Origin of the sequence: Aliiroseovarius sediminis, assembly GCF_022678485.1 — a bacterium.
GTDB classification, from domain to species: domain Bacteria; phylum Pseudomonadota; class Alphaproteobacteria; order Rhodobacterales; family Rhodobacteraceae; genus Aliiroseovarius; species Aliiroseovarius sediminis.
In genome coordinates this window covers 103330-129495 of the sequence record NZ_JALBYP010000025.1, presented here as the reverse complement: position 1 = coordinate 129495, position 26166 = coordinate 103330, and the positions used below count along the sequence as shown (strand labels likewise).

Genomic DNA, 26166 nt, shown 5'->3' with positions numbered 1-26166 from the left:
CGCCCCCTGCCCTGCTAGTGATCAGAAAAACGCCTGCAACCCGGTCTGCGCGCGTCCAAGGATCAACGCGTGTACGTCATGGGTGCCTTCATAGGTGTTCACAGTCTCAAGGTTCACCATGTGACGGATCACGTGGAATTCCTGACTGATGCCGTTGCCGCCATGCATGTCACGGGCGTGCCGCGCAATCTCCAGCGCCTTACCGCAATTGTTGCGTTTGATCAGGCTGATCATCTCCGGTGCAGCTTTCGCTTCATCCATCAACCGTCCCACCCGCAGGGCGGCTTGCAGGCCCAAGGTGATCTCGGTTTGCATATTGGCCAGCTTCAACTGGAAAAGCTGGGTCTGCGCCAGCGGCTTGCCGAATTGCTTTCGATCCAACCCATACTGGCGGGCGGCGTGCCAGCAGGCTTCCGCAGCGCCCATCACGCCCCAGGCAATGCCATAGCGCGCGCGGTTCAAACAGCCAAACGGCCCTTTCAGCCCCTCGACATTCGGCAGAAGCGCATCCTCGGACACCTCGACGTTGTCCATCACGATCTCGCCGGTGATTGACGCGCGCAGCGACAGTTTGCCTTCGATCTTCGGGGCAGACAGCCCTTTCGCGCCCTTCTCCAGCACGAAGCCCTTGATCTTGCCGCCGTGGGCGTCGGACTTCGCCCAGACCACGAACACATCCGCGATCGGCGCGTTCGAAATCCACATCTTCGAGCCGTTCAGCACATAGCCGCCATCGACCTTCTTGGCCGTGGTTTTCAGGCTGCCGGGGTCGGACCCTGCATCGGGTTCGGTCAGCCCGAAACAACCAATCCATTCGCCCGCTGCAAGCTTCGGCAGGTATTTCTTGCGCTGCTCGTCCGTGCCGTAGGCATAGATCGGATACATGACCAGCGACGACTGCACCGACATCATCGAGCGATAGCCGCTGTCCACCCGCTCGACCTCGCGCGCCACAAGGCCATAGGCCACATAGCCCGCGCCAAGCCCGCCGTATTCCTCGGGGATGGTGGTGCCCAACAATCCCATCTCGCCCATTTCGGCGAAGATCGCGGGGTCGGTTTCTTCCTTCTCGAACGCCTTTGTCACGCGCGGCAACAGCTTTTCCTGTGCATACGCAAAGGCGCTGTCGCGGATCATGCGTTCGTCTTCTTCAAGCTGTGCGTCCAACAGGAACGGGTCATCCCAGCTGAAGCTGGACAGTTCCGGGCGGGATTGCGGGGCAAGATCGGCCATGTCTCAGGCTCCTTTCGCGTTGATGGCAGCCTCGATCGAGGCTTCAAGGATATCGAGGGCTTCGTCCAGTTGATCCATCGGAACGGTCAACGGGGGCAGAAGCCGCACGGCATTGCCGCGGGTGCCGCAGGGCAGGATGATCAGCCCGCGCGCTTCGGCCTCGGCGACGATGGCTTGGGTCAGTGCCGCATCCGGGGCGTTCGTGTCACGATCCGTCACCAATTCAAAGGCGACCATCGCGCCCAATCCACGCACGTCGCCGATGGCTTCCATCCCTTGTCGGGCAGCGATGTCGTTCAGACGGGCCATGATCTTGTCGCCAATCTCGGCAGCTCGGTCACACAGGTTTTCTTCGTCGATCACGTCCAGCACGGCGTGCGAGGCGGCGACGGCCAGCGGGTTGCCCGCATAGGTGCCGCCAACACCGCCCACGGGGGCAGCGTCCACAATATCTTTCCGACCCGTAACGGCGGACAAGGGGAAGCCCCCTGCCAGACCTTTGGCCATCGTCACAAGATCGGGTGCCACGCCCGAGTGTTCAAAGGCGAACATCTTTCCGGTCCGCGCCATCCCAGCCTGCACCTCGTCTGCGATCAGGACGATGCCATGTTCATCGCAGATCTTCCGCAACGCGCGCAGGAATTCGGGCGGTGCAATATTGAACCCCCCTTCCCCTTGCACAGGCTCAATGATCATCGCGGCGACCCGTTCGGGGTCGATCGAGCTTTTGAACATGTTGTCGAGCACCGACAGCGACACCTCAACCGACGTGCCGTGGAAGGCGTTCGGGAACGGAACATGCACGACTTCGGGCGGCATTGCCCCAAAGGCCTTCTTGTAAGGCGTCACCTTGCCACACAGCGCCATCCCCATCAGGGTGCGCCCGTGAAAGGCGCCGGTGAACGCGATCACACCTGAGCGGCCAGTATGCGCGCGCGCCATTTTCACGGCGTTCTCAACCGCTTCGGCGCCGGTGGTAACCAGCATGGTCTTCTTGTCAAAATCGCCCGGCGTGGCAGCATTCAGACGTTCGGCCAACGCGACGTAGCCCTCAAAGGGGGCGACGTGGAAACAGGTGTGGGTGAAGGCTTCGGATTGCTTGGCCACTGCCGCCATCACCTTGGGGTGACGGTGCCCAGTGTTGTTCACCGCGATGCCCACTGCAAAGTCGATGAACCGCTTGCCATCCACGTCCCACAGTTCGGCGTTGTCAGCACGGGCGGCATAGATGCCACGGCTGGCGACGCCATTGGCTACAGCGTCGCTGCGCCGTGCCTTCAATTGTTCGGTATTCGACATGCGATCCCCCATTTCGAAATTTGATTCCGCACCATATTGCGCAAAATTATGAGCAATGCTATCAAAAATTTGCGCAGGATTCACGTAAGAAAATAAGTGCGAGACCTGAGAGATGACGGTAAAGCGAGGGAGTCCATATGCAAGAGGAGTTCGATGTCGGCACGCGACTGAAATCGCTCAGACAGCAATTTGGCTTGTCTCAACGGCAATTGGCCGAGGCAGCGCAAGTGCCTCATGGACAGATCTCGATGATCGAACGGAACCACTCGTCCCCCTCGGTCGCATCTCTGCGCAAGATATTGGGCGGGTTGAACATGTCCATGTCCGAATTTTTTGAACCCGAAGCCCCTGGGATTCATCAGGTTTTCTTCACGCCTTCTGAGCTGCGCGACCTGACATCTGCGCTGTATCAGGACAATGAAGCCGCACAGCGGATGATCACCATCAAACAGGTGGGCGACGCCAAGGCGCACGGTCTTCAGGTGTTGCAAGAACTGTATGAACCCGGCGCAGATACCGGCCAGACCATGATCGAACACGAAGCCAATGAAGGCGGTATCATCATTGAAGGCGAGTTGGAAATCACCGTCGGCGATGCCACGCGTGTCCTGAAAGCGGGCGACGCCTATCTGTTCAACTCGCGCGAACCGCACCGCTTTCGCAACATCTCGGACCGCGCCACGCGCGTCGTGTCCGCCTGCACCCCCCCATATTTATAGGAGCCGCCATGCACCCGCTTGAAGGTATGAAAGTTGTTGAACTCGCCCGTATTCTAGCCGGGCCGTGGATCGGCCAATCACTGGCCGATTTGGGCGCTGATGTGGTGAAAGTCGAAAGCCCCGATGGTGACGACACCCGCACATGGGGGCCCCCTTTCATCGAACGGGATGGCGACAAGACCGCCGCCTACTATTACTGCGCGAACCGCGGCAAGGATTGCGTTACCGCCGACTTCCGCACCCCCGAGGGACGGCAATTCGTGCTTGATCTGATCAAGGACGCCGATATTCTGATCGAGAATTTCAAGGTCGGTGGGCTTGAAAAATATGGATTGGATTACAACAGCCTCTCAGCACTCAATCCGCGCCTGATCTATTGTTCTGTCACTGGATTCGGTCAGGACGGGCCGTGGGCAACGCGGCCCGGTTATGATTTTCTGCTGCAAGGGCTGTCGGGTCTCATGTCCGTGACGGGTAATCCCGCCGGGCAGCCGCAAAAAGTAGGCGTCGCGATCACCGATATTGTGACCGGGCTTTACGGAACTATCGGCATCCTGGCCGCCGTCGAACAACGTCATCGCACTGGACGGGGGCAGCATGTGGATATGAGCCTTTTGGACTGCGCCACCGCCATGATGGCCAACCAAGCAATGAATTATCTGGCGACCGGCAACAGCCCGACCCGGATGGGCAATGAACATCCCAACATTGCACCTTATCAAGCTTGCCCGGTCAGCGATGGCTACATCATTCTGGCCGTGGGCAATGATCGACAGTTCCAACGTTTCTGCACGGTGATCAGGCGCGAGGATCTCGCAGGGGATGCCCGCTTTGCCACCAATCAGGATCGTGTGGCGAACCGCGATGCCCTGACGCCTGAGATTGAGGCGTCACTTGCAAGCTGGACCATGGCCGACATTCTGACTGCGCTTGAAGGTGCCACCGTACCGGCTGGTCCGATCAACACGATGGAGCAGACATTCTCAAACCCGCAGATCCAACATCGCGGGATGAAGATCGCACCTGAAAATGTGCCGGGAGTGCGGGGGCCGTGGGTGTTTTCGGATGCCACGCTAAACCTAACAAAATCCGCACCGCGCCTGCCGAAATAAAAGAAGGGCAGACGCGACGCGCCTGCCCTTTCGGTTTCTGTCGATGACAATGGCTTACTCGAAAACGGCAGTCGGGTTGTCAAGGCTGTCAGACCCTTCGATCGCCACGCCCTCGGCGCCCACAAGCGTCACGGCACGTTCGATGTTGCGGGTCTGCGCGACCAGATGCTCGATCGCGTTTTCCACAAGCGCACCACCCGGATGGCCCGCGCCCAGCATCTGATCATAGGACGTCCCCGACTCGGCCACTGTGCGAATATCACCCAGTGCGATCATGGTCCGGTCCATGTCGCCCAGCAGATTGTTGGCCAGCGTCTCGTCTTTTTCTTTTACCAGATCATACAGCGATGGGCCTTCGATCACCGATCCATCAACGCGCACATAGCGCCCGGTATAGACGTTGCGAATGCCCAGCCCGTCGAAATAGTGCGAGTTGTGCGTGTTGTCCGAGAAGCAATCATGCTCTTCCTCGGGGTCATTCAGAAGAAGGCCCAGCTTCATCCGCTCGCCCGCCTGTTCGCCGTAAGACAAGCTGCCCAGTCCTGTAAAAGCCATGACGATCCCGCGGCTGGCATCGGTGGTAACGTCGGTGCGCCCCTGTCCGCCTTCAGACCAGTTTCCCACCGCGTCTTTCAGATCCGAGATCAGAAGATCCGTCGCAGCCTTCAAATATGCAGCCCGGCGGTCACAATTGTCTCCAGTGCAGTTCGCCGTATCAAAATCCGTAGCGGGGCGTTGGCCTGCGCCGTGATCGGTACCGAACAGGTCTTGCCCCCACAGCAAAAATTCGATGGCGTGATAGCCGGTCGCGACGTTTGCCTCGATGCCTTCTACCTCGTGCAGGCTCTCCAGCAGCGCAGGGCTGATTTCGGATGCGTCGATAGTTTTACCGCCGATGGTCAGTTCCGTGTTGGCGATCACGTTCGCGGCTGAATACGGGTTTTCGTCGTTCGAGCCAAAGCCATCGGCAACGTAGTCAATCAATCCCTCGTCCAGCGGCCAAGCGTTAACCTTGCCTTCCCATTCATCAACCGACGGATTGCCAAACCGATAGGCTTCGGTCTGTTGATAAGGCACGCGGGCGGCCAGCCACGCGTCCTTGGCTGCCGTCAGGGTTGCGTCCGAGGGCTCGGCGATCAGGGCATCCACCGCCTTGTTCAGTTCCTGCGCCAGGATCAGGCTGTCTTCGTAACCGGCTTGTGCGATGTCGGCATAGTTTTTCAGGATATCCGCAGGCGTGGCGGCATATGACATTGCCGTGCCAAACAGGACGGCGGTGGTGGCAAGAAGAGTTGTCCGGATCATCTGAAACCTCGTTCGTTGGAATTGAGGCTCGTATAAATGAGTTTTTTAGTCAGGTAAAGAAATCACGACAAATTTTGTCGGGTTTATTTATCAAGATGCACGCGCTAGACTGACGCTGCCAGCAAGTGCTGCGAATACGGATGGGTGGCTTTCATTTGTCGCAACGCCTCGACACCCAGAACCTCGACGATCTGGCCATCTTTCATCACGGCCAGCCGGTCGCACATATGCCCGACAACCGACAGGTCATGCGACACCATTACATAAGTCAGGTTATGTTCGGTGCGCAGGTCAGCCAGCAAATTCAGGATTTCTGCCTGCACCGACACATCCAAAGCCGAGGTCGGTTCATCCAGTAGCAGCAGATCAGGCTCAGGCGCCAGCGCGCGAGCAATCGCCACCCGCTGCCGTTGCCCGCCAGACAATTGATGCGGATAGCGAAACCGGAATTTCTGACCCAGCCCAACATCGTCCAACAGCTTCACGACCCGGGCGTCGATATCCTTGAACCCATGCAGTTGCAGTGTCTCGCCCAGAACCTGATCGACCGAATGTCGCGGATGAAGCGAGGCATAGGGATCTTGAAAAACCATCTGCACCGTCTTGAAAAACGTCTTCGGGCGTTTGTGTCCGATCACCTGCCCTTCAACAGCGATCTTGCCCGACCAATCGGGCGCAAGCCCGGTGATCGCCCGCAGAATTGTGGATTTTCCCGACCCGCTTTCACCGACCAGACCAAAGCTTTCACCTTTCACCACGTCAAACGTGGCGTTCTTGACCGCATCCACCCGGTCGTGACCGCTGCCGAACCAAACGTTCAGGTCTTGCACTTCTAGCATTTTCATTCGCGTCCACTCACACTTGGGGTGTCCGACCAGGCCGGGTCACGTTGTAACACTTCCAGACGATTGCGCGGCGCATCCAGCCGCGGCAGAGAGTTCAACAGTCCCCGCGTATAAGGGTGCTTTGCGTCGTGCAACTTGTCGGCATCGCAGACCTCGACAATCCGCCCCGCGTACATGATCAGCACCCGGTCACAGAAATCCGCCACAAGGTTCAGGTCGTGGCTAATGAAGATCAGGCCCATGCCGCGTTCTTTGACCAGCTTGTCCATGATGTCCAGAACCTGCCGCTGCACCGACACATCCAACGCCGAGGTGGGTTCGTCCGCGATCAGGATCTCGGGGTTCGGGATCAGCATCATGGCAATCATGATGCGTTGGCCCATGCCGCCCGACATCTCGTGCGGATAGGCGCGCATGACCCGTTCGGAATCGCGGATCGAAACGGCCTCAAGCATCTCAAGCGACTTGTTATAGGCCGCCGATTTGGACACGGAATTGTGCAGCCGATACGCTTCAATGATCTGATCACCGATGGTCATCACCGGGTTCAGCGAAAATTTCGGGTCCTGCATCACCATACTGATCCGCTGGCCGCGCACGTCGCGCATTTCCTTCTCGGACTTATCCAGCAGGTTTACGCCTTCAAGGTTGATGTGATCGGCCTCGACAATGCCCGGGGGACGGATCAGCCGCAGGATGGCGCGACCGGTCATCGACTTGCCTGACCCGCTTTCGCCCACGATCCCCAGCCGTTCACGCCCCAGCGTGAAGGATACCCCGCGCACCGCGTCAAAAACGCCCTGGCGGGTGGGAAAGCGCACCCAAAGATTTTCGACGTCGAGAAGCGTTGTCATCATTCACCTGCTTTCGGGTCAAGAACGTCGCGCAGACCGTCACCAAGAAGATTGAAGGCAAGCGACACGGTGAAAATTGCAAGGCCGGGCATGGTGGCAACCCACCAGTGATCCAAGATGAACCGGCGCCCTTCGGAAATCATCGCCCCCCATTCCGGGCTGGGCGGTTGCGCGCCAAGGCCAAGGAAACCAAGACCGGCAGCGGCCAGAATGATCCCGGCCATATCCAGCGTTACCCGCACGATCAGCGATGAAATGCAAAGCGGCCAGATGTGTTTGGTGATAATTCGAAGCGCCCCTGCCCCTTGCAGCTTGATCGCGCTGATATAGTCCGACGACCGGATGGTAAGCGTTTCAGCCCGCGCGATGCGCGCGTAAGGCGGCCATGCGGTCAGCGAGATCGCCAGCACCGCGTTTTCAATCCCCGCGCCTAATGCTGCCACAAAGGCCAGCGCCAGAACCAGACGGGGAAAGGCCAGAAAGATATCGGTAATCCGCATTAAGACCGTATCGGTCCAGCCGCCCACATAACCCGAGATTGTGCCAACAAGCAGACCCGCAACTGGCGCGATCAGTGCGACCAGCGCCACGATATACAGCGTGATCCGCGCGCCATAGATCAAACGCGACAGGATATCCCGCCCCAGACTATCCGTGCCGAAGATATGCCCGTCGGTCCCCAAGGGGGCAAGCCGGTTGCCTAGATCCTGCACATAGGGATCATGTGGCGACAACAGGGGTGCTGCGGCAGCGATGACCACAAGAGCCACCAAAATACCCAGTCCGATCATCGCCATCGTGTTACTGCGAAAGGACAACCAGCCCTGATAGAAGGCGGAAATCTTGGCGTGGCGGCGTGACGTCGGCGTGTCCGTCAGCAGCCATTGTTTCATTGTTTGTTCGGTCATTTAGACAACCCGCCTATTTCGCGCGTGGATCAAAGACCTTGTAGAGCAGGTCTGAGAAAATATTGAGCAGGATGAAGATCAGGCCAACCACGACAGTGCCGCCCAGAACGGCGTTCATGTCCGCGCTCAGCAGCGCGGTGGTGATATAGCTGCCAATACCGGGCCACGAGAAGATGATCTCGGTCAGCACGGAACCCTCCAGAAGGCCCGCGTAACTCAACGCGATCACGGTGATCAGCTGGACGCGGATATTCTTGAAAGCGTGTTTCCAGATCACATCCCATTCCGACATGCCCTTGACGCGGGCGGTGGTGACATATTCCGCGCTGAGTTGCTCCAGCATAAACGATCGCGTCATGCGGCTGATATATGCCAGCGAGTAATAGCCCAGAAGCGAGGCAGGCAGGATGATGTGGGAAAACGCGTCCCGAAACACATCCCAGTTTCCGTCAATGATCGAATCCACAAGGATCAGGCCCGTGACACTGGGGACCACATCGACATAGAAAATGCCCACCCGGCCCGGCCCGCCGACCCATCCAAGAATGCCGTAGAAGATCAAAAGTCCCATCAGACCCAGCCAGAAGATCGGCATGGAATATCCTACAAGCGCCAGCACCCGTGCAACCTGATCGATCCACGAGCCCTTGCGCACCGCCGCCAGAACCCCCAACGGCACCCCTAGGACAACACCAAAGATGATGCCCAAAGTGGCCAATTCCAGCGTGGCGGGGAACACCCGAGCGATATCCTCGGACACCGGACGCGCATTCAGAAGCGAGGTGCCGAAATCCAGATGCAATACATCCCAGATATAGTAAAGGAACTGTACAATCAGGGGCTTATCCAAGCCAAGCTGTTGATACACTGCGTCATAGGTGGCCTGGGACGCCCGTTCGCCAACGATGGCCAGCACCGGGTCGATGGGCATGACCCGCCCGATAATGAAGGTCACGAACAACAGGCCCAACAGCGTCACTGCGATGGACCCAAGCGTACGGATCGTGGTGCGCGCAACCGGCCACATCGTGGCGGAAAGAGGCGCCCTTGACGGGCGCCTCTCGTTATTGTCGTCGCTCATGGTCATTTACTTTGTGACCTGCCAATAGGCGGCAGATGTCACGGCTTGGCCGGTCGACCAGTTCATGACATTGTCACGCAGGGCAGATTGTTCGATCTGCTGGAACATGATCGCAAAGGGCGAGATTTCGCGGAACTCGGCCTGAATGTCCTGATACATCTGAACACGTTTATCACGATCACCTTCGGTCACGGCAGCATCGACCTTTTCGCCCAGCCCGCCCGTATCCCAGCTATTACGCCAAGCCAGATAGCCGGTGGCATTCGCTTCGTCGCTGTTGTCAGGGTTATAGGCGAACGTGCCGGCGTTGGTCTGCGGGTCAGGATAGTCCGGCCCCCATGCACCAAGATACAGGTCCAGTTCCCGCGCACGATAGCGGGCAAGGATCTGCTTGGCCGTGCCCACTGTGATGTTCAGCGTGATCCCGGCCTGCGCGAAGGTGTTTTGCAGCGATTGCGCAATCTCCATCCGTTCCTGCGCCTCGCGCACGCCTGTCTCGATCTCAAGCCCTTCGACACCTGCGGATGCCAGAAGCTCTTTCGCCTTTTCGACGTTCAGCGAGAATGGAGCTTCTTCGGATGCGCCCAGATAGGTTGCGGGCAGGAAGTTCTGGTGAATCGTGTATTGCCCCTTAAGGAAGCTGTTTTTCATACCTTCATAGTCAATCAGGTACTTGATCGCCTGACGGACCTCGGGCTTGGACAGCTCGGGGTGCTTCTGATTCAGTGACAGATACATCAGACGGCCCTTCAGCTCGTCTTCGATCTTGATGCCATCGGCTTCCATCACACCGGCAATGTCTTCCGGGTTCAGGTTGCGAGCGATGTCGATATCACCACGTTCAAGCAGCAGACGTTGCGATGCGCTTTCCAACACGTGACGCACGATCACCCGCTCCATCGTCGGCGCACCATCGTAATAGTCGGCATAAGCCTCAAGTGTGACGCTTTCGTTCGGCTTCCAGCTTCCCAGCGTGTATGGTCCTGACCCGGCCGAGTTGGTTTTCAGCCATGTGTTGCCCATGTCGCCATCGACTTCGTTCGCCATGACGGTTTCTTTATCGACGATTCCGCCGATGGTGGCCGTCAGACAGTTCAACACAAACGAGGTCGCATAACGCTTGTCGGTTGTGATCATCAGCTTGTTGCCTTCGGCGCGGATGGTCTCTTCCGCATTTTCAGGGGTAAAGCCGAATTGCGTCAGGATGAACGCGGGAGTCTTGTTCAGGATGACCGCGCGTTGCAGTGAAAACGCGGCATCCTCGGCGCGCACGGGGTTGCCTGAATGGAAGGTCACGCCTTCACGCATCGTGAAGGTGATGGTCTTGCCGTCTTCGCTGACCTCCCAGCTTTCGGCCAAGCCGGGCTGGTAGCCCGCAGCAAGGTCAAGCGGATCCAGGTAAACCAGACGATTATAGACGTTGCGACTGATATCGGCGCCCGCGAATTCAAAGCTTTCCGCCGGGTCCAGCGTAGTCACGTCGTCGATCCGGTTGGCGATGACCAGCATATTGGCCGGCGTCTCGGCATAGGCTGCGAAAGACGACACTCCCACTGCAAGACCTATCGCTGCACTTGTCATTAGTCTGTTGATAGCATTCATTTTGAACCTCTCCTGTTCAGTTGGAATTCAGGTCGCGTGCTGTCGGGGTTATGCCCCCCAAGTTTTTTCCAGCACGCGCAACCAGTTTTCATGGCAGATCTTGGTGATCAGCACATCATCATAGCCGTGTTGCGCCATGGCCTGAATGAGCTTTGGCAAACCAGCGCAAGACGTCAAGTCCTTAGGCACCACCGCCCCGTCATAATCCGACCCAATCCCCACGCGATCTTCGCCCAGATGGTCGATCAGGTGATCCAGATGGCGCAACATCTGCGTCAGCGGCACATCCGCCAGCATTCGCCCGTCATCGCGCAAAAACGCCACCGCGAAATTCAGCCCGACCATACCATCACTTTCGCGAATTGCAGCAAGTTGCTTGTCGGTCAGATTGCGACTGTGTGGACAGATTGCTTGGGCGTTTGAATGCGTCGCCACCAATGGTTGGGTCGAATGGCGCGCCACATCCCAAAACCCGGCTTCGTTCAGGTGGGACAAGTCGATCATGACGCCAAGTTCATTACAGCGCCTAACCAGCCGCAGCCCGTGATCGGTCAGCCCGTCACCGATGTCTGGCGTGCTGGGATAGCGAAACGGCACGCCGTGACCAAAGATCGTCGGGCGGCTCCAGACCGGACCGATGGATCGCAACCCGGCTTGATACAACACCTCAAGCGTATAGAGATCAGGATCGATAGCTTCGGCGCCTTCGATGTGGAGGATCGCCGCCATCTTCCCCGCCGCCAAAACCTCGCGGATTTGTCCGGCGGTGCGGCAAACGGTCAGCGCGCCGCGATCCTGAAGGTCAAACAGTATCGCGATCTGCGCCAAAGCGACCGGCAGGGCGTCTTCCCAGTCAATCGGATCGGGTAAGGGAAGGTCGTAGCTTGGTTTCGCCATCTCCTCCATCTTGTCGTCGGCATCAATGGGGGATGGGACATAGACTGCAAAAAAGCCACCCGCAAACCCGCCAGTCTGCGCCTTGGGCAGATCAATCGCCCCGTCGCGCCCCGAAAGGAATGTCGACGCCGCGGATTTCCCACCAGCAAGATACAGCTTCAACAAGACATCATTGTGCCCGTCAAAGACCAAGGGCGTGGTCTGCTTGCTCATGTCTGATTGCCCCCTCCCAAAGTTCAATCGCCGCCACCTTAAGTCAGGATTACTCATAGACGACAGAAATAATGCTGATATTTTCTCATTTGGTAATGATCATTTCGCAAAAGGCCTATCCTGTTGACTGCAAAGACCTGGCACAGCCTTCCCGAATACCAAGCCCTCCGCGCCTTGATGGAAAGTGGCACGACATCGAAAGCAGCCGTTCGGTTGGGGCTGTCGCAATCAGCCATCAGCCGCTCGATAGCCAGCCTTGAGGCGCGGACCGGTCGCATTCTGTTTGAACGTGAAGGCGGACGATTGCGCCCCACAAGCGAAGCGGTGCAGATGAACCGCCGCCTTGACCCACTGTTCGAGGCCCTTGACCGCATCGACGGCCCACCCGACGTCACCCGCGAAACCCTGCGCATCATCGCACCCCCGACATACGCGCACCGGTTTCTGGTCAGTCACATTGCCAGCTTCCTGAAAACCAATCCGCATTTTTTCATCAGCCTCGATGTCGCGCCCTCGGAAGACGTCATTCGCGGCATTTTGGAGCGCCATTACGATCTGGGTCTAAGCGGGGTTGAGCTGTCGCGAAACGGGGTCACGCTGACGCCCTATCGCACCTCAAGCGCCGTGTGTGTCATGCCGCCGGATCATCCTCTGGCGCAGCTCGATGTCATCCGGCCGCAAGATCTGCATGACGCAGCCCTGATCGCGCTTACTCACCGTCACGCTCGCCGCGCCCAGCTTGAGAAGGTCTTGCACGCCAGCCGATGCACTCCGCGTATCGTTGCCGAAGTGTCGACCTCGGTCGCCGCTGTCGATCTGGTGAACGAGGGGTTGGGCCTGACCATTGTGAACCCGTTTCCGATCGTGCAGTACCGCGCAAAAGACGTGGCGTTTCGCCCCTTCACGTCAGAAATTCGATACCGCAGCTATTTCGTCACCCCCGATGACAGCCCGACGGCGGGCATTGCGCGGGCCTTCATGCGTCACCTCAGGCTACACACCGTGAAAGACCCTTTCTCGCGAAAGGCTTAGGCGTGGCAATTCACCCACACGAACACCGTTTCTGACAGAAAAATCAGATCCGAATTGTGCGGGCCCACGCATGCTTCTATGATCCGCTCCAGCACATTCTGGTTGCTATCGTCGCGGCTGTCCGGCCTGCCGACCACGCCACCCAAACCACAGGTGCCCGTTGCTGAACGAGGTCAAATCACTCGCCTATCTGACGCTTGGCACAGCGCGTGATCTGGCGTCCATCGTTGGCGTGGTGGCGGTGTTCCAGTTTCTGATCCTGCGCCAACCGATGGAAGACGTGGGCGAAAAACTGGTCGGCCTTCTGTTCGTTATGGCAGGGCTGGCGATCTTCGTGCGCGGCTTGGAACTTGCCCTGTTTCCCATCGGCGAATCGCTTGCTGACGCCTTCGCTAACAAGGGCAGCCTGTTCTGGCTGCTCAGCTTCGCGTTTGCGCTGGGGTTCGGCACCACTGTGGCCGAGCCCGCCCTGATCGCCGTCAGCGGCGAGGCGGCGCGCGTCATGTCCGACATCGGAGCCGTCGATCCAGGCCCCACGGCGCAGCTTCGTTATGCAAACGCCCTGCGCTATACGGTTGCGGCGGCGGTGGGGTCGTCACTGGTGATCGGCGTGCTACGCATTCTATTGGGCTGGCCGATCCATTATCTGATCATCGGGGGCTATGTGCTTGTCGTCATCATGACCGCCTTTGCCCCGCCCGAGATCATCGGCATCGCCTATGACAGCGGCGGCGTCACCACCTCGACCGTGACGGTGCCACTGACCACCGCGCTGGGGGTGGGGCTGGCCACGGTCATCAAAGGGCGCAACCCAATGATTGACGGCTTCGGGCTGGTGGCGTTTGCCAGCCTTCTGCCCATCGTCTTTGTGTTGGGGTTCGGTATTGTGGGAAGCTGGCAATGATCAATGATCTTATCACAACCATTGCCGCCACGGTTACCGATGTTCTGCCCATCGCGCTGATCCTTGTGTTCTTTCAGGCGGTCGTGCTGCGCAAACCGGTGCCACATCTGCGCAAGGTTCTGGTGGGCGGGGTCTATGTGGTGCTGGGGCTGGGCCTGTTTCTGTTCGGCTTGCAGGAAGCTTTGTTTCCGCTGGGCGAAACCATGGCCCGCCAACTGACAGACCCCGCCTTTCTGGGCGACCCGACCGACTGGACGGCACACGGCTGGACCTATCTGTTCGCCTTCGCCATCGGATTTTCCACAACGATCGCCGAACCGTCCCTGATCGCCGTTGCCATCAAGGCGCGCGACGTGTCCGGCGGCGCGGTCAACGAATGGGGGCTGCGCATCGCGGTGGCCTTTGGCGTTGCACTCAGCCTTGTATTCGGCACCTATCGGATCGTTACGGGAACGCCGCTTTATCTATATATGATAGTAGGTTACGCGATTGTCATCATGCAAACTGTCTACGCCCCAAAAGTCATGGTCCCCTTGGCCTATGACAGCGGCGGGGTCACGACCTCGACTGTGACGGTGCCTTTGGTTGCGGCCCTGGGGCTTGGCCTCGCATCATCCGTGCCGGGGCGCAGTCCGGCACTGGACGGGTTCGGCCTGATCGCGCTGGCCAGCCTGTTTCCCATGATCACCGTCATGGGTTACGCCCAACTCGTCCAATGGACCGAGGGGCGACGACAAAGACGGCTGGTGGCAGACCCCGAAACGGAGGATTCAGAATGAAGTTCAAACTAATCATATCGCTTGCGCAGGATGCCTTTACGGATACCATCGTCGACGCGGCCCGCAGCGCGGGGGCAACTGGTGCAACCGTGATTACCAGCGTCCGTGGCGAAGGGCTTGAGACAAAGAAGACCTTTCTTGGCCTGACGGTCGCCGGGCAGCGCGACATGGCGCTGTTTCTGGTCGAAGAACACCGCGCCACTGATATTCTGGAAACCATCAGCGCTGCGGGTGAATTTCTGAAAGAACCGGGGCGCGGCGTTGTCTTTCAGATCGACATCGAGGATGCGATCGGCCTTGAAACACAAGTCAAAGCCCTGAAAACCGCGTTGGAGGAGGACGAGCTATGAACCAGCCGGGAGAAACTCGCGTTCGCAATGCGGTGCAGCACGAACCTCATGTGATCAGCGGATTGGCCTCTGTCACCGATGCGTTGAAGATTATCGAAAGCTCGGGCCATAACACGTTGGTCATCGACAAACGGTCGCCAGATGACGAGTTTGGCGTGCTGACCATCGGGATGATTGCCCGGAAGGTCTTTGCCCTGAACCGTGCGCCCTGTCGCGTCAGCGTCTATGAGGTCATGGAAAAGCCAGCGATCAATCTGTCGGGCAATATGCAGGCACGCTATGCCATCCGGCTGCTGACGCGGCTGAATCTTGGCGTGGCACTGGTGGTGGAAAATGAAAAGCTGATCGGGACGGTGGGCTTGCGCGAGTTGACGTTGGCGGAAGCGGCCACCACACTCCGCTGAACGCCCCCTAAAGCTTGACAAAAGGGCATGATTACAGTTCTTTAATCGCGCGGAGCGTGAGAGAACGCTACCTATAAAATAAAACTTCAGGTTGGCGGCAGTATTGACCGCAGACCTTAATCCACATTAACGACCAATAACGCGTAACGGTGTAGGGCTGTTCTTTGATCACGAAAACGGGCTGCTTAATGTTACAATCGTTCGATGACACAAAGTTGCGCGAAACGCTGGCTGGTCTGCCGTTTGCAGCGTGCATGACCGACCCCACACAACCGGACAATCCGCTTGTGTTCGTCAATGATCTATTTTGCGACCTGACGGGTTACACGCACAATCAGCTTATTGGGCGCAACTGCCGTCTATTGCAGGACGATGCGACCGATCCGCAAGAAACCGCACGCTTGCGCGAAGCGATCACAGATGGGCGCGAGATCGCGACAGACATCCTCAACCGGCGCGCCGATGGCAGCACCTTCTGGAACCGGTTGTCGATCAAACCCACCTATGATGATGCCGGCACACTGCAACGGTTTACCGGTGTTCTAATGTTGATCGAAGACCACCCATATGAAACCCTTCTGGAGAACCAGCGCCAGTCCAACACTGCCCTGTCCGAACTGCATCACCGACTTAAGAACCATCTGTCGCTGATCCATTCCTCGGTACGTCTGCAAGTCCGCGAAGACGGCGAAAGCGACGGGCTCGTGGCCATCCTAAACCGCATCCAGTCGCTTCAGACCCTCTATGCCGGAATGCAGCATGACAACGTGGCCCCCGCCGAATTAGATGTGGTGGATCTGTTTCCACATCTGACTGCGATCGGGGCAGCTATCACCGATCTGACACACGCCGTCCAATTCACCAGTGACGTCCCAACCGGCCCGATCGAGGTCGACCTGAACACCGCAACCCAGCTTGGCATGATGGTGGCCGAACTTGTGACCAACGCAATGCAACACGCATTCGATGACAGCGGCGGGAATGTCACGTTGCGCGGCCGTGTAACGAAGGATCGCATCCAGATCACCGTTGCCGATGACGGCTGCGGAAACAGCGCCGCACAGACCGACCCGCTTGGGTCAGGTTTGGGTGGCAAGATCCTGCAACAAATGGCAAAAACGCTGTCGGCCACGCTTAGCACCGACACCTCTGGGCCGGGTTTGGCGGTTTCGCTGGAATTACCGCTGCCGGGGGGCGATAAAGGCTAACCGGGTGCGTGTGTTCTCTGCTATCTTCCCGTCAAAGGGGATGATGCCATGATCGAAAGCTGTCTGTATCATAAACTGTCGCATTACGTCGAAATTGATGACAACAGTTGGGATGTCCTTGCGCAGTTGGAAGAGAACGAAGAACCCTATTGCGCCGACACGGTGGTGCGCGAAATTGGCACCAGTGCGGACGAGCTGTTTGTGGTCAAAAGCGGCTGGTTTTATTCCTTTGTCCTATTGCCGGACGGGCGGCGGCAGATCGTGTCAATCTGTCATCCCGGTGATGTGGTGGGGTTTGCCGATATCGCCTATCACAAGGCCTGCGATACGCTGGTCGCCGCCAGCGATGGTATTCTGTGCCCCTTTCCAAAGCAGCACTTGCGAAAGGTGTTCACCGACACCCCGCGTGTCGCCGCACTTTTGTTCACGCTAGCGGTCCGCGACCAGGTGCTTTTGACCGATCTTGTAAAGGCGACGGGCCGGATGAGCGCGCGCGAAAAATTGGCCTATTTCCTGCTGGAACTGGACGCGCGCCATCGCGTGACGCACCCCTCAAACGCCAGCTTCACCCTGCCGCTGAACCAATCGGAAATCGGCGACACGATTGGCTTGACGAATGTCTATGTCAGCAAAAGCCTTGTGGCGCTTGAGGACGAAGGCCTTATTTCGCGCCAAAACGGCGACATCACCATCCTGAACCCCGCTGACATGGCCGCGATGTGTGATTTTCAGGACCGGCATGACCAGATGGATGTCAGTTGGTTTCCCGCTCCGCGCTGATGTGCGCCGACTCTTACACCGGCCCTTAACATCAAGAAATCAAGGAACGCTTTTGCGTCGTGTGCGTTTTGTCAGTGAACGCGCGCGGGCGCCCTGCCCGCCGCAACCGAATTCACCCAAGCGGCCTTGCCGCGAAGAAGGAGAGCAAGATGAGCAATCAGCAGCAAGAATTCTGGGATCGTCTGGAAAAGGTTCGCACCGGCCTGATGGGGCTTCATGGTCGCCATCTTCCGATGACCCACTACCCTCATCAAGATGAGAATGCCGTTTATTTTCTGACTGCAGACGGCACCGATGCGCATGACTGCGCGGTAAAGAACGAACAAATCCACTACCTTGTGTCGTCCGACAAGGAAGGGCTTTATGCCGACGTGACCGGTAAGCTCAGCGTTGAGGCCGATCAGGACAAACTGGAGGAGGTATGGAACGCAATGGCCGCCGCTTGGTTCGAAGACGGTAAGACAGATCCATCCGTTCGTTTGTTGAAATTGCAACCGCAAAGCGCTGAGGTCTGGATTGCCACCGACAGCAGCGCCGCCTTTCTGATCGAAATGGCAAAAGCTGGAATGACAGGCAACACGCCTGATGTCGGGTCGCACGAGGTGCTGACTTTCTGACCTCCGCTTCCCGTTTCCCTCTTGCCTGACCAAGGCAAACTTGCCCATCTGGCTCTGCGTCAGGTGGGCTTTTTCATCGGTGGGCTAGATGATCAATTGGCCAATGGTGCTCAGTAACGCGGCCGCAGTGCCAAGGCTTGTCAGCCCCAGCAACGTAAAGACGCCATCCCGGCTGATCAGTGCAATGGCCAGAAGGGCAACGACGGCCGCCAGCAAGGATGATGTCATGGGCACAAGTTCAAGAAACGGCATCGCTGCCCCACACAGAAAACAGATGGAATACAGCAGGTAAGACACCGGCGGCACGGTCAGAAACGCCAGCCGCCGCGTCGTCACCTCTTGCACCCAGCCAAGCGGCCCCTGAAGTTGCAGCAGTGCCTTGTCCAGCTTGCGGCCCGGAATACGGCGGCGGGTGATGAAATCCGGCAGCCAAAGTTCATTGCGCCCAAGCAAAAGCTGCCCAGAAACCAGCGCGATCAAAATGCCGCAAATCGACGACAATCCCGGCACACCACTGAGCGGCGTGACAATCACAAGGCTGACAAACAACAGAATCGGCGTGAAAGAGGCGACGCCCAGGTGCTGAACGATATCGCCGATGGAGGTTTCGTCATCCTCTCGGATCTCGTCGATCGTGTCGACGATATCGGCGATCTGGTTGTCCGGTGCTGTTTCGGGTTCCGTTGTCATCCGCTGCCCTCAGGTTTTCGCCAAACGCATCGCGATCAGCGCGCCGATGGCGGACATGACGGCGCAGACGACCAAAGTGACCTCGGGCCCGGCGAAATGGGCCACGCCACCCAACCCAAGCCCCGCCAGCAGGATAAGCCCGATAATCGTATTGCTTAGCGCGGTATAACCCAGCCGTGTGTCGTCGTGGGTCATGTCAGTCAGATAAATCGATCGCCCCGATCGCACGCCCTGATAGGCCACCTGTGCGGCGAACATCAGTATCGCGGCAAGCCATGTGTTCAACGGACCACTTGTCGCAAGTGCCAGCATCGCGACCAAAGCATACACTACTGCACCCGCAAACCCTGACAGTATCAATGACAACCGGCTTGACCGATCCGACACCCGCCCCCACACAAACGCCGACAGAACCGCCGCCAGTGACGATGCGACGACGAGCGGTCCCAATTGCGTCAGGCTGTTCTCGGACGCGGCGACCGTGATCATAACGATAAAGGGCGGCGCCAGCGCGGTTGTGGTCAGAAAACCGCGCGACAGGATAAAGAGCTGCAATTGGCGGTCGGACCAGAGGGGGGCGAAAAAATCAGCCCAGCTTTGTTTGTCCTGCGCCTCTGGTGTTTCCACCTCTTCTTGCAAGTTCAGAAAAAGAAGCGATGCGGCCAAGAACAACAGCCCAGCCAGAGATATGAAGCCAGCGACCACAGCAACGGATACGCCGCCGAACACCCCCGATGCCATCGCCGCACCATAGGCCAGCCCGAAGGCCGCCGCGATGCTGGCTGCTGCGCCCGTGATGGCCCCCCGCCGCCCCTGCGGCACCGAGCGGGCAAGCGCATCCTTATAGGTGGTGGATGCAATCGCCCGGCTAATCGCCAGAACGCCCAGCGCGGCGACGATCAGCCATCCAGCCGATGCGCCGCCCAGCGTGAAGGCTGTGGCTGCAATAACAATCGCCATCACCCCTTGCACCGCCGCACCCAGCGACCAAGCCTTCCTGCGCGTCGGGCGGCTCTGGACCTGTCGTGCGATGAACAATTGTGGCAACAGCGCCCCAGCCTCGCGCACCGGAACCAGCGCACCGATCAGATAGGTCGGTGCACCGATTGCGTGCATCACCCAGCTCAGTACCAATTTGGGGTCAATTAGCGCATCGGCAGTTTTGGTCGCGCTCAGCGACACGACATGAATCAGTCCGTTAATCGCGTCACGGCGTTTGATCGCAGGCTGATGCCCGCCTGCTTTGGCAGGCCCGCCGCTGATTTTACGATATACATCTGTAAGCATGAATGGCTGCCAAATACGAGTTTTCGAAAAGCGACCCCCGCCTTGTTCGCAGAATGCCATCGGAACAAAGCGGGGATCAATTCGGGCGCTCAAAGCGCAGCTATGTGCAGGCGACGACCCGCTATACCGCGCGACGGAAAAGGGTAATCACAAACAGGATCAGGAACACGAAGAACAGGATCTTCGCTATCCCGGCTGCAGTACCGGCGACACCACCGAAGCCAAGGAACGCCGCGATCAGGGCAACAACAAGAAATGTAATGGACCAGCCAAGCATGGGGTAACTCCTTCTTTTGTCAATCTTAGAACTTGTAAGAAGAACGTGTCGGGGCCGGATTGGTTCCCGAAAAATGTGGGAAAAAATGAGGCGTCATGCGTTAGGACCGTTGTTTTCCATACCAAATTCGGGGGTCGAGATGATCGAAATGCCCGCCCCCAGCAGCGCATCGCGACCCCTGTCAGTCAGGTCTGTGATAAAAACAAACTGATCGCGCAGCTCGAAGGGGTAGGCCTTCAGGCGCACGCGTGTCGCATAGACCTCATTGCGCATAACCACGACCACCGGGCGGCTCCAGTCGAGATAGGGGCTGGTGCAGGCCACGTCAGTCAGGATGTCGCGAATGCCACCGGTGGGCTTGTCGGGCGCAACCATAAACTCTGCCACGCACATCAGCGTCTTTTCGCCATCGTTCGAGTTGACAATGTTCTCGGTCCAGATGCGCGCGTGGGGGATCGTGACCACATCATCATCCGCCGTGCGCAGCTTGACCGAGCGGGTGTGAATGTCGATCACCTCGCCGTAATCTTCGCCGATGCGAATCCAGTCACCCGAGCGGTAGGGACGTTCAAATATCGCAACAACCCCCGCCACCGCACTGGTCGCCCAATCTTTCACAGCAAAGCCCAGCGCAACGCCCAGACCGCCCAGAACAAGCACGAAGTTCTTCAGCGTGACATTGAAAACCAAGGGAATGATCAGAAATACGGCAACCGCAAACAAGGTCAGGCGGGCCAACGGGATCAGGTTCAAGACCAACAGGCGAAAGCGGGCGGGAAGATGTTCGGCCACGCGCGGCAGCGTGAGCCTAAGACCTTGATAAAGGCCAAAGCTCAGCACCACGACCAGCGCGATCTGCACCACCGTCCAGCCGGTCAGATCGTTAAAAAGCCGCGTAAGGTCCTGCATGTTTGTGTTACTGTCCATCATGCTGTCCTAAATTTGATCCAGCGGAAAACCCGCTTCGGACAAAATGCGCCGTACATGCGGATAGGCATCGCGCTGAATGGCGATCTTTCCCCCATCCTCGTGCACCAACCCCGACCGACCCAGCGCCGAGGGCAAACCAACGGGTAACGTCATCGGCAACACGGTCTTGACTGCGGCCATTGTCAGGGGGCCGTTGATCAATAACGTGTGCAACAGGAAATGGCTGGCACGCGCAATATGGTCTGGCAATTGCGGCACTGCGGGGTCTTGCAACCACGTCGCCTGATCATCGCCTTGTTCTTTTTTTGCTTGATCAGCATCATCATCGTCGTCAGGCTGACGTTTAACGGCAGCATCAAACAGTCGAAGTGCCGCCCAAGGACAGCCATAGGCCCGCGCGGCAAGGGTTTTCAAATAGCTGTCTTTCAGCGCGTCATCTTCATCGGTTTCTACGACATCGTTACCCGTGTCCGCAGATTTGAACCTTGTGTCCTGGCCCAAATGTGTGGCGATCAGCTCTGCCAAGGCGTCACCATCAAAGGAGGCAAAGCTGCGCGCGTCCGACACCACCGCCTCAATCGCCGAGGTCTGGGCGAAATAGGTCCAAGCCCAGCTTGAAATTCCCAAAAGGATGTTACGCGATGCGCCGTCGAGTTCAGCCAAATAAGCGCGCATGGCCACGCGTCCCTCAAGGTTGCGATGTACCAGATTGCACAGATCGGGTACGATCAGCGCACCCTGCCCAGCCGGCACCGCGGCCCCTTCCACAACGTCCAGGCCCCGATCAGTGGCCCAATCAGCCAGCAGCCCTTGTGGTACGCTGGGCATCATGACAAAGGCGCAAACGGTGACGGGCCCATCGGTGCGGCGCGCCCATTCCAGATAGGTCTGATCCAGACTTTCAAACTGGTGTTCACGCAGCGCCGACCACAGATTATCAGGGATAAGCGACCCCGACATCCGCTCCAGATCATCCGGCACCAGCTCCGCCTTCGGGTCATCCAATACGCGCAGCTTCTTCCACAACCGCCGATAATTCGTCTTCAGCGAACTTGTCGTCGGCGCCCGTGGCCAATCATAACCGCCGACATACGCAAGTTTCTTGGGAAGGGCAGATGATGTCATTCAGAAACCTGTGTAACAGGAATGGGTTCAGCAAAAGTCAGTGTGCGGTATGGGAAAGGAATTTCAATACCTTTCTCGTCCAGCGCCCTTTTCACAGCCGCGATCACCTGGTCACGACTTTGGCGCACGTCAATGGGTTTCGAGCCGGTCCACCATGTCACCTCGAAATCGATAGAGGACGCGCCGAACGACTTTGCAAAAATCTGCACGTCTTTCACATCGTCGCGCACGGTATGCACATTGCGCACGGCGTCAGAAATAACCTCGCGCGCCTTGTCCACATCTTCGCCATACGCCACGCCGCAGATCACCGTGATCCGGCGCAAGTCGCGGCTGGTGCGCACGGTGACAGGGTTTTGAAACAACATGTGGTTGGGCACGACGACCAATTGCCCGTCGGTTTGCCGGATATGGGTGTCACGAATGGTGATCTTCTCAACCTGCCCCTCGATATCCTCGCATTCCACAAAATCACCCAGCGCGAAGGGTTCGCGCAGCAGAATAAGGATACCGGCCAGAAAATTCTCGAACGTGTCCTTGAAGGCAAACCCGATTGCGACCGAGCCAAGCCCCAGCGTCGTCAACGCCTTGGCGGGCGTGATCGAAGGAAACACCAGCGTTACGGCGATCAATGCGCCGACCAGCCAAAACCCGACCGAGGCCAGCATCACCAACACCTCGATCAGGTTGCTGCGCAGACGCATCCGCTGTCCCAGCCGGCTGATGCCCATTTTGGCAAGGCGTGACAGGCCCCATGTCAGAAGAATGACGATTAGCGCGGCGGCCAATTCCGGCAACACCTCGGCGGCCCCGCCCACAAAACCGGACCATTGTGCGTTCAGATATGAAACAACCTCATCCATAGTCATTTCTGCCCGTACAGCGGAACGGTCGAAATCGCCATTTTCGCCGATCCGCTTTCCAATTCGCGGGCATGGGCGATGTAGATCAACACCTGATTTGCCTCGTCGAAAATGCGTTTGACGCGCAGGCTTTTCAGAATGATCGAGGTGCGTTGACTGAACACATCTTCACCTTCATCGCTGCGGTTGATGTCACCGATGCTGATCGGGCCGGTCTGTCGGCACGAGATGGCGCTGTTTGACGGATCCTCGAACCAGTTTCCGTTGGACAGCCTGTCGATCAGACCACGTTCGAAATAGGCCACGTGACAGGTTACACCTTGAACGTCCGGGTCCTGAATGGCCTCGATAATAATATCATTGCCCAACCAATCCACGTCGACATTGCCCACTTGCTCGCCCATCACCGCCGAGGCGGTGGACGCGAGCAGAAAGACAAGGCCGTATTTTGCAAATCTCATCGTCGAATGATCCCGTTTTATTGCTTATCGCTCCGTTGTTTAACGCAGCCCCCCAGATATTGTTCCCACCTTCTTACCGCCCCATGCGAAAAAAATCATCGCCCTTCGGAACCATTCGGGCCATCCTGCGGTTGATATCGAACGAACGGGATATTTCATGACACAGACAAACATGCATTTGATTGCGCTGGTTATCTGGCTGGCGGCCACGCTCACTGCCACCCCTGCATTGCCGCAGCAAGCGACCCAAGGCATCGCCGATGGTGTCGGGACCGAGGTCGTGGACACCGATCAAACGGTCTCGGTCACGGAAAACGTGCGCGACGATCAGATTGCGAACAGGATCGAGAGCATTCTGAAAGCCACCGGTTGGTATATGGGGATCAAGGTGGAAGTGCAGGACGGGATCGTTTTTCTGGACGGCACCGCCGCGTCATCGAAACGGCAGATCTGGGCGCGTGATCTGGCAGCAAAAACAGATGGGGTGGTTGCTGTTGTGAACCGCATTGTCGTCACGCAAGGTTCCGATTTCAGCATTGATCCAGCCCTGTCAGAATTGCAGGGCTTGTGGAACAAAACGGTCGCGGCGGCACCCTTGATCGTGCTGGCTTTGCTGATCCTGCCCCTAGCCTATTTCCTGTCCACGGGCGTGGCGCGGATGGCCCGGTGGGTATTGCAGGATCGGCTTGGGTCACCTTTTCTGCGCGATATCACAGCACGGTTCATCGCCTTGCCTGTCTTTCTGATCGGGCTTTACATCGTTCTTCAAATAGCTGGGCTGACTCAGCTTGCCATTTCGGTTCTGGGCGGCGCGGGGGTGATCGGCATCGTCATCGGCTTCGCCTTTCGTGACATTGCCGAGAACTTCCTTGCGAGCCTCCTGCTAAGCCTGCGCCAACCCTTTCGGCGCGGGGATTTTGTTGATGTTGGCGGCCATCAGGGGGTCGTCCACAGCATGAACACCCGCAGCACCGTCCTTGTCTCGCCCGAAGGCAATCATATCCAGATCCCCAACGCCGCCGTGTTCAAGGCAACAATCGAGAACTTCACCGCCAGTCCCAGCCGTCGCGGATCGTTTGACGTGGGCGTCGGTTATGATGCTGCAATCAGCGATGTGCAAGAAATCATCTTGGCCGAACTGTTCGCACATGAAGCCATCTCTGCCGAACCCGAACCTATGGTTCTGGCGGATACGTTGGGGGCGGCGACGGTCAATATCAAGATTTACTATTGGTTCGACGGTGCCGCCATTTCGCCCCTCAAGCTGCGATCGGTTTTGATCCGTCGGGTCAAAAAAGCCCTGACAGAAGCAGGCATCAGCATGCCCGACGAAGCGCGCGAAATCATTTTCCCCGAAGGTATCCCGCTGGCCACCGCGGGCGCCGCGGATACTGCTGCCCCCCACTCCGCACCGCAACGCATCCCCGAAGCGACAAGCGAGCCGGAAACCTCGGTCGTTGATGACGATTTGTCCAACGAGGTCGAGAAGCTGGACCGGCAGATGCAGGTGCAGGTCGAAGGTGACAAAGATAACAACCTCTTGGATAGCTAACCCATGACAGAAGATGAAAAAAACAAAGAGCAGACCATCGAAGATGCCAGAAAACTGCCCGCAACCACGGTCTATGAGGTCATTCGCCGAAGCGGGGAAGAGGAGTTGGACCGCAGCAATGGCTCATTGTTCTGGTCAGGCGTTTCAGCAGGCATCGTGATCAGCTTCTCGGTGCTGGGCGAAGCCATTTTGCGCAGCCACCTGCCCGACGCGAGCTATAGTTTTCTGATCGAGAATCTGGGCTATTCGCTGGGCTTCGTGATGGTGATCATCGGGCGGATGCAACTGTTTACCGAAAACACGATCACCACAGTCCTGCCGTTTCTGCAAACGCCCACATGGGACATTTTCAACCGAATCATTGTGCTATGGTCAATCGTATTGGCTGCCAACGTGGTGGGCGCCTTTGCCATCGCGACCTTCTATGCACATGGCGGCGCGCTGAACCCTGAAATTCTTGTTGCGATCGAAGACTTGTCGCGCCACGCAACCGGTATGCCGCCGGCCGAAACCTTCGCCCGCGCCATCCCCGCCGGCATCCTGATCGCCGCCATCGTCTGGATGCTGCCCGAAGCAGGCGTGTCCTCGATTTCGATCATCGTGTTGTTCACGTGGTTGATCGCCGCGGGTGATTTCACCCATATCGTCGCGGGATCAGTGGAAATGGCCTTTCTGATCGTGACCGGGAAGCTGTTATGGGGTCAGGCGACGTTTGGATTCTTTCTGCCCGCTCTGGCCGGTAACGTGGTGGGCGGCGCTGTGATCTTCGCTATGCTTGCTTGGGGGCAAGTGCATCGCGATATCGACGCGAGCCCCCGCAAGTAGAAGTTTTCGCCCGC

Annotated in this window: 28 protein-coding genes; 12 read left to right on the top strand and 16 right to left on the bottom strand. The window is 57.9% G+C overall.

The window, feature by feature from the left end; genetic code table 11:
• Window positions 1-21: 21 nt before the first annotated feature.
• Window positions 22-1233: an acyl-CoA dehydrogenase gene (locus MN186_RS06235; protein WP_242113505.1), complete on the bottom strand. Its 1212-nt coding sequence runs from the start codon at window positions 1231-1233 to the stop codon at window positions 22-24.
• A gap of 3 nt (window positions 1234-1236) precedes the next feature.
• Window positions 1237-2532, bottom strand: a complete 1296-nt coding sequence (gabT, locus tag MN186_RS06230; protein WP_242113504.1) for a 4-aminobutyrate--2-oxoglutarate transaminase — start codon at window positions 2530-2532, stop codon at window positions 1237-1239.
• 137 nt (window positions 2533-2669) lie between these two features.
• Here gabT and MN186_RS06225 point away from each other — a divergent pair, with 137 nt between their 5' ends.
• Window positions 2670-3251, top strand: coding sequence for a cupin domain-containing protein (locus MN186_RS06225; protein WP_242113503.1), 582 nt, complete (start codon window positions 2670-2672; stop codon window positions 3249-3251).
• Window positions 3252-3259: 8 nt separating this feature from the next.
• Window positions 3260-4363, top strand: coding sequence for a CaiB/BaiF CoA transferase family protein (locus MN186_RS06220; RefSeq protein ID WP_242113502.1), 1104 nt, complete (start codon window positions 3260-3262; stop codon window positions 4361-4363).
• 54 nt (window positions 4364-4417) lie between these two features.
• Here the strand turns inward: MN186_RS06220 and MN186_RS06215 are convergent, their stop codons facing one another.
• The 7 genes from MN186_RS06215 to MN186_RS06185 all read right to left on the bottom strand — a co-directional run bounded on the left by MN186_RS06215 (window position 4418) and on the right by MN186_RS06185 (window position 12068).
• Window positions 4418-5665 (bottom strand): imelysin family protein, encoded by a 1248-nt coding sequence (locus MN186_RS06215; RefSeq protein WP_420838906.1) that lies wholly within the window; start codon window positions 5663-5665, stop codon window positions 4418-4420.
• 107 nt (window positions 5666-5772) lie between these two features.
• Window positions 5773-6513, bottom strand: a complete 741-nt coding sequence (locus MN186_RS06210; RefSeq protein ID WP_242113500.1) for an ABC transporter ATP-binding protein — start codon at window positions 6511-6513, stop codon at window positions 5773-5775.
• Complete coding sequence (locus MN186_RS06205) at window positions 6510-7367, bottom strand: ABC transporter ATP-binding protein (protein ID WP_242113499.1); 858 nt, start codon at window positions 7365-7367, stop codon at window positions 6510-6512. The genes MN186_RS06210 and MN186_RS06205 overlap by 4 nt, the downstream gene beginning before the upstream one ends.
• Window positions 7367-8275 (bottom strand): ABC transporter permease, encoded by a 909-nt coding sequence (locus MN186_RS06200; protein WP_242113498.1) that lies wholly within the window; start codon window positions 8273-8275, stop codon window positions 7367-7369. The genes MN186_RS06205 and MN186_RS06200 overlap by 1 nt, the downstream gene beginning before the upstream one ends.
• Before the next feature lie 13 nt (window positions 8276-8288).
• Complete coding sequence (locus tag MN186_RS06195) at window positions 8289-9302, bottom strand: ABC transporter permease (protein WP_242113559.1); 1014 nt, start codon at window positions 9300-9302, stop codon at window positions 8289-8291.
• A 60-nt stretch (window positions 9303-9362) separates the two neighbouring features.
• Entirely contained in the window at window positions 9363-10958 is a 1596-nt protein-coding gene (locus MN186_RS06190) for an ABC transporter substrate-binding protein (RefSeq protein WP_242113497.1), read from the bottom strand.
• Window positions 10959-11006: 48 nt separating this feature from the next.
• Window positions 11007-12068, bottom strand: coding sequence for a dipeptidase (locus tag MN186_RS06185; protein ID WP_242113496.1), 1062 nt, complete (start codon window positions 12066-12068; stop codon window positions 11007-11009).
• A 123-nt stretch (window positions 12069-12191) separates the two neighbouring features.
• Between MN186_RS06185 and MN186_RS06180 the strand changes: the two genes are divergently transcribed.
• The 8 genes from MN186_RS06180 to MN186_RS06145 all read left to right on the top strand — a co-directional run bounded on the left by MN186_RS06180 (window position 12192) and on the right by MN186_RS06145 (window position 18142).
• Complete coding sequence (locus MN186_RS06180; protein WP_242113495.1) at window positions 12192-13100, top strand: LysR family transcriptional regulator; 909 nt, start codon at window positions 12192-12194, stop codon at window positions 13098-13100.
• Between the two features lie 160 nt (window positions 13101-13260).
• Window positions 13261-14004, top strand: coding sequence for a DUF1538 domain-containing protein (locus MN186_RS06175; protein ID WP_242113494.1), 744 nt, complete (start codon window positions 13261-13263; stop codon window positions 14002-14004).
• Entirely contained in the window at window positions 14001-14783 is a 783-nt protein-coding gene (locus tag MN186_RS06170; protein ID WP_242113493.1) for a DUF1538 domain-containing protein, read from the top strand. Before MN186_RS06175 ends, MN186_RS06170 begins: the two co-directional genes overlap by 4 nt.
• Window positions 14780-15133, top strand: a complete 354-nt coding sequence (locus MN186_RS06165; protein ID WP_242113492.1) for a P-II family nitrogen regulator — start codon at window positions 14780-14782, stop codon at window positions 15131-15133. The genes MN186_RS06170 and MN186_RS06165 overlap by 4 nt, the downstream gene beginning before the upstream one ends.
• A complete protein-coding gene (locus tag MN186_RS06160; RefSeq protein WP_242113491.1) occupies window positions 15130-15537 on the top strand; it encodes a CBS domain-containing protein in 408 nt (135 codons plus the stop codon). Before MN186_RS06165 ends, MN186_RS06160 begins: the two co-directional genes overlap by 4 nt.
• 188 nt (window positions 15538-15725) lie before the next feature.
• Window positions 15726-16745, top strand: a complete 1020-nt coding sequence (locus MN186_RS06155) for a PAS domain-containing protein (protein ID WP_242113490.1) — start codon at window positions 15726-15728, stop codon at window positions 16743-16745.
• A 48-nt stretch (window positions 16746-16793) separates the two neighbouring features.
• Entirely contained in the window at window positions 16794-17525 is a 732-nt protein-coding gene (locus MN186_RS06150; protein WP_242113489.1) for a Crp/Fnr family transcriptional regulator, read from the top strand.
• 149 nt (window positions 17526-17674) lie between these two features.
• A complete protein-coding gene (locus tag MN186_RS06145; RefSeq protein ID WP_242113488.1) occupies window positions 17675-18142 on the top strand; it encodes a pyridoxamine 5'-phosphate oxidase family protein in 468 nt (155 codons plus the stop codon).
• A gap of 84 nt (window positions 18143-18226) precedes the next feature.
• Here the strand turns inward: MN186_RS06145 and MN186_RS06140 are convergent, their stop codons facing one another.
• The 7 genes from MN186_RS06140 to MN186_RS06110 all read right to left on the bottom strand — a co-directional run bounded on the left by MN186_RS06140 (window position 18227) and on the right by MN186_RS06110 (window position 23775).
• On the bottom strand, window positions 18227-18832 hold the full coding sequence (locus MN186_RS06140) for an exopolysaccharide biosynthesis protein (protein ID WP_242113487.1): 606 nt from the start codon (window positions 18830-18832) through the stop codon (window positions 18227-18229).
• Between the two features lie 9 nt (window positions 18833-18841).
• The gene (locus tag MN186_RS06135; protein ID WP_242113486.1) at window positions 18842-20119 is read right to left on the bottom strand and encodes an MFS transporter; all 1278 of its coding nucleotides are present in this window, start codon (window positions 20117-20119) and stop codon (window positions 18842-18844) included.
• A gap of 121 nt (window positions 20120-20240) precedes the next feature.
• Window positions 20241-20396 carry a DUF1328 domain-containing protein gene (locus tag MN186_RS06130; RefSeq protein ID WP_242113485.1) on the bottom strand — a complete coding sequence of 52 codons (156 nt, stop codon included), beginning with the start codon at window positions 20394-20396 and terminating at the stop codon, window positions 20241-20243.
• Window positions 20397-20489: 93 nt separating this feature from the next.
• A complete protein-coding gene (locus MN186_RS06125; protein WP_242113484.1) occupies window positions 20490-21323 on the bottom strand; it encodes a mechanosensitive ion channel family protein in 834 nt (277 codons plus the stop codon).
• A 9-nt stretch (window positions 21324-21332) separates the two neighbouring features.
• Window positions 21333-22451, bottom strand: coding sequence for a hypothetical protein (locus tag MN186_RS06120; RefSeq protein ID WP_242113483.1), 1119 nt, complete (start codon window positions 22449-22451; stop codon window positions 21333-21335).
• Entirely contained in the window at window positions 22448-23320 is an 873-nt protein-coding gene (locus MN186_RS06115; RefSeq protein WP_242113482.1) for a mechanosensitive ion channel family protein, read from the bottom strand. The genes MN186_RS06120 and MN186_RS06115 overlap by 4 nt, the downstream gene beginning before the upstream one ends.
• A complete protein-coding gene (locus MN186_RS06110; RefSeq protein ID WP_420838904.1) occupies window positions 23317-23775 on the bottom strand; it encodes a CreA family protein in 459 nt (152 codons plus the stop codon). Before MN186_RS06110 ends, MN186_RS06115 begins: the two co-directional genes overlap by 4 nt.
• Window positions 23776-23932: 157 nt before the next feature.
• Between MN186_RS06110 and MN186_RS06105 the strand changes: the two genes are divergently transcribed.
• Together MN186_RS06105 and MN186_RS06100 are read left to right on the top strand one after the other, a co-directional pair.
• Entirely contained in the window at window positions 23933-25327 is a 1395-nt protein-coding gene (locus MN186_RS06105; RefSeq protein WP_242113481.1) for a mechanosensitive ion channel family protein, read from the top strand.
• 3 nt (window positions 25328-25330) lie between these two features.
• On the top strand, window positions 25331-26152 hold the full coding sequence (locus MN186_RS06100; RefSeq protein WP_242113480.1) for a formate/nitrite transporter family protein: 822 nt from the start codon (window positions 25331-25333) through the stop codon (window positions 26150-26152).
• Window positions 26153-26166: the final 14 nt, after the last annotated feature.